Raw genomic sequence first — 2,729 nt, forward strand, 5'->3', positions numbered from 1 at the left:
TCGTTTTAGCTGTATAAATCTGAAAATTAAAATTACTATCAAAGTCAGTATAGATAGAACCGAAATAGGAGGGAATTAAATGGGCGCTCGTACAGGAAAAGAATATATCGAAGGCATAAAAAAACGGAACACTGAAGTGTGGATTCACGGGGAGAAAGTGGAAGACGTCACGACACACCCTGCCTTTAAAAACGTTGTGGAAAGTGTAGCTGGACTATATGATCTGCAACATGAGAAGCCAGAGAAGATGCTTTATACTTCACCGACTTCTGGCAAAAAAGTTGGGCTTTCCTTTATTGCACCGAAAACCAAAGAAGATTTATTTAGAAGACGTGAAATGCATTCCGAATGGGCTGGTTTTTCCGGCGGCATGATGGGACGTTCTCCAGACTATTTAAATACAAGCATTATGGCTTTTGGTACCGCCAGTGAATTCTTCGCACAAGAAGGTGGCGGCAGTAAGCAATTTGCCAAAAATGCCAGAGACTATTATGAATATGCACGTGAAAATGACATCAGCTTAACTCATACATTAATCCACCCACAAGTGAACCGATCGACATTGACTCAATCGGATCAAAAAGATCCTACACTATCCGCACGTATAACCAAAAAGACACCAGACGGAATTATTGTAAACGGTTGCCGCCTGTTGGCCACTTTAGGTGGTATCACTGACGAACTGGTCGTTTTCCCTTCCACTATCAATCGGACTCCAGGAACGACGGACGATCCGTATGCTTTCGCATTCGCTATTCCAAATAATACGGCAGGGCTGAAATTCCTGTCTCGTGAATCCTTCGACTATGGGAAGAGCAAATGGGATCATCCGCTCGGTGCCCGTTTTGACGAAAGTGATGCGATTATCTCGTTTGAAGACGTTTTTGTTCCTTGGGAAAGAGTATTTGTAAGCGAAAGTACAAACATCTGTAATCGTACGTATACGGAAACGAATGCGGTCATACATATGACGCATCAAGTCATCGCCAAAAACACGGTGAAAACAGAGTTCATTCTCGGTGTGGTCGTCAACATGATGGAAGCAATCGGAATTGATCAGTTCATGCATGTAAAAGAAAAAGCGAGCGAAATCATGGTCATTTTGGAAGTGATGCGTTCTCACCTGTACCGCGCCGAACACAACGCCAAAATCGATCAATATGGCAATATGACACCAGACTTTGAACCGTTGAACGCAGCCCGTAACTGGTACCCGAAAATGTACCAACGGATGAATGAAATCATTAAAATTCTTGGCGCATCCGGCTTGATGGCATTGCCAACAGAAGCAGACTTCAGTAGTACGGATGTCGGAACATTAGTTCATCGTTACACGCAAGGTGCCAACATCAATGGTGAGGAAAAAGTTCAATTATTCCGCTTAGCATGGGATATTTCAATCAGTGCCTTCGGTAACCGCCAAGCACTGTATGAGTACTATTTCTTCGGAGATCCAGTGCGGATGTCTAATGCTTATTACGATCAATTCGACAAGCAACCATATAAAAACATGGTGAACGACTTCCTGAACAGAGCGAAAAAAGAAGCGGGTATTTTATCTTAATCAAATAATAGACTCGTTAAGTTAGTGGAAGGGAGATTTGAATATGCACAATGATGAACATGAAGTGGATGATCGATTGTTTCGCAATGCAATGGGAAGTTTCGCAACCGGTGTCACAGTCATAACGACCGAAGTCGCTGGTGAGGTACATGGCATGACCGCAAATGCGTTCATGTCGATTTCATTAAACCCGAAACTTATCGCCGTCAGCATTGGGGAAAGAGCTAGAATGCTGCAACATATCAAAGAAGCAAAACAATTTGCTGTCAATATCCTGACGTCCAAACAAGTAAATGAGTCCAAGCAATTCTCCGGTCAGTTAAATTTAGAGGATGAAATAACGTTCTCTTCATATAAAGGACTTCCTGTTCTTCCGGATTCACTGGCAGTTGTGACGTGTAAACTACATAGCGAATATGTAGCTGGCGATCATACCATTTTTATCGGGCAAGTAACGGGCGTCAAACTGGAACAACATGACCCGTTGCTCTACAGCCAGGGAAAATATCGTGAACTGAAAGAACTTCAGGAATAACATTGACGTACATTAATTCCTTAAAGGAGTAGATGAATTTGGCATACACAGAAGCGAAAAGAAAATTAAGAGGGTCCATTTGTCCGGTCGTTACCCCGTTTACAGAAGACGGCGCAATTGATGAAAAAGCATTTATTGAGTTAATTAACTGGCAAATTGAAAGTGGCAGTCATGGGATTTCCGTTACGGGGACAAGCGGGGAACCGAGCTCTTTGACAATTGCTGAACGAAAAAGAGTGATGGCCCTTGCAAAAGAAACTATAGCCGGCCGTGTCTTTTTCGCGCCTGGAACAGGGTCGACAAACCATGACGAAACATTGGAATTGACAAAGTACGCTGAAGAAATCGGTGCTGATGCTGCGATGGTAATTGTGCCTTATTACAACAGGCCAAATCAGGAAGCCCTTTACCAGCATTTTAAAACAGTCGCAGATTCAGTGACAACACCGATTATCATTTACAATATCCCGGGTCGTTCTGCAGTCAATATGGAAGTAAGCACGATGAAACGTTTAGTGGAAGATTGCCAAAATATCGTCGGTGTAAAAGAAGCGAACAAAGACTTCGAGCATGTCAACCGTGTATTGCTGAACTGCGGCAGAGACTTCCTTTTGTATTCAGGAATCGAAC

The 2,729-nt window shown here is 42.9% G+C and carries 3 protein-coding genes; all 3 read left to right on the forward strand.

Annotated features, from left to right (window positions below; genetic code table 11):
• Positions 1-79 precede the first annotated feature (79 nt).
• Positions 80-1,564, forward strand: a complete 1,485-nt coding sequence (hpaB, locus tag AC1DSB_RS17565) for a 4-hydroxyphenylacetate 3-monooxygenase, oxygenase component (RefSeq protein WP_477532131.1) — start codon at positions 80-82, stop codon at positions 1,562-1,564.
• A 64-nt stretch (positions 1,565-1,628) separates the two neighbouring features.
• Entirely contained in the window at positions 1,629-2,099 is a 471-nt protein-coding gene (locus tag AC1DSB_RS17570; protein WP_036659693.1) for a flavin reductase family protein, read from the forward strand.
• A 38-nt stretch (positions 2,100-2,137) separates the two neighbouring features.
• Positions 2,138-2,729, forward strand: a 592-nt coding sequence (locus AC1DSB_RS17575) for a dihydrodipicolinate synthase family protein (RefSeq protein WP_477587234.1), incomplete at its 3' end; no start/stop codon positions are given.

The sequence above is a fragment of the Paenisporosarcina sp. P4_E4_2 genome, assembly GCF_056401595.1.

What these genes read in the sequence shown, in the direction of transcription:
- hpaB (WP_477532131.1), top strand. Translation starts at nt 80, where the DNA reads ATGGGCGCTCGTACAGGAAAAGAATATATCGAAGGCATAAAAAAACGG.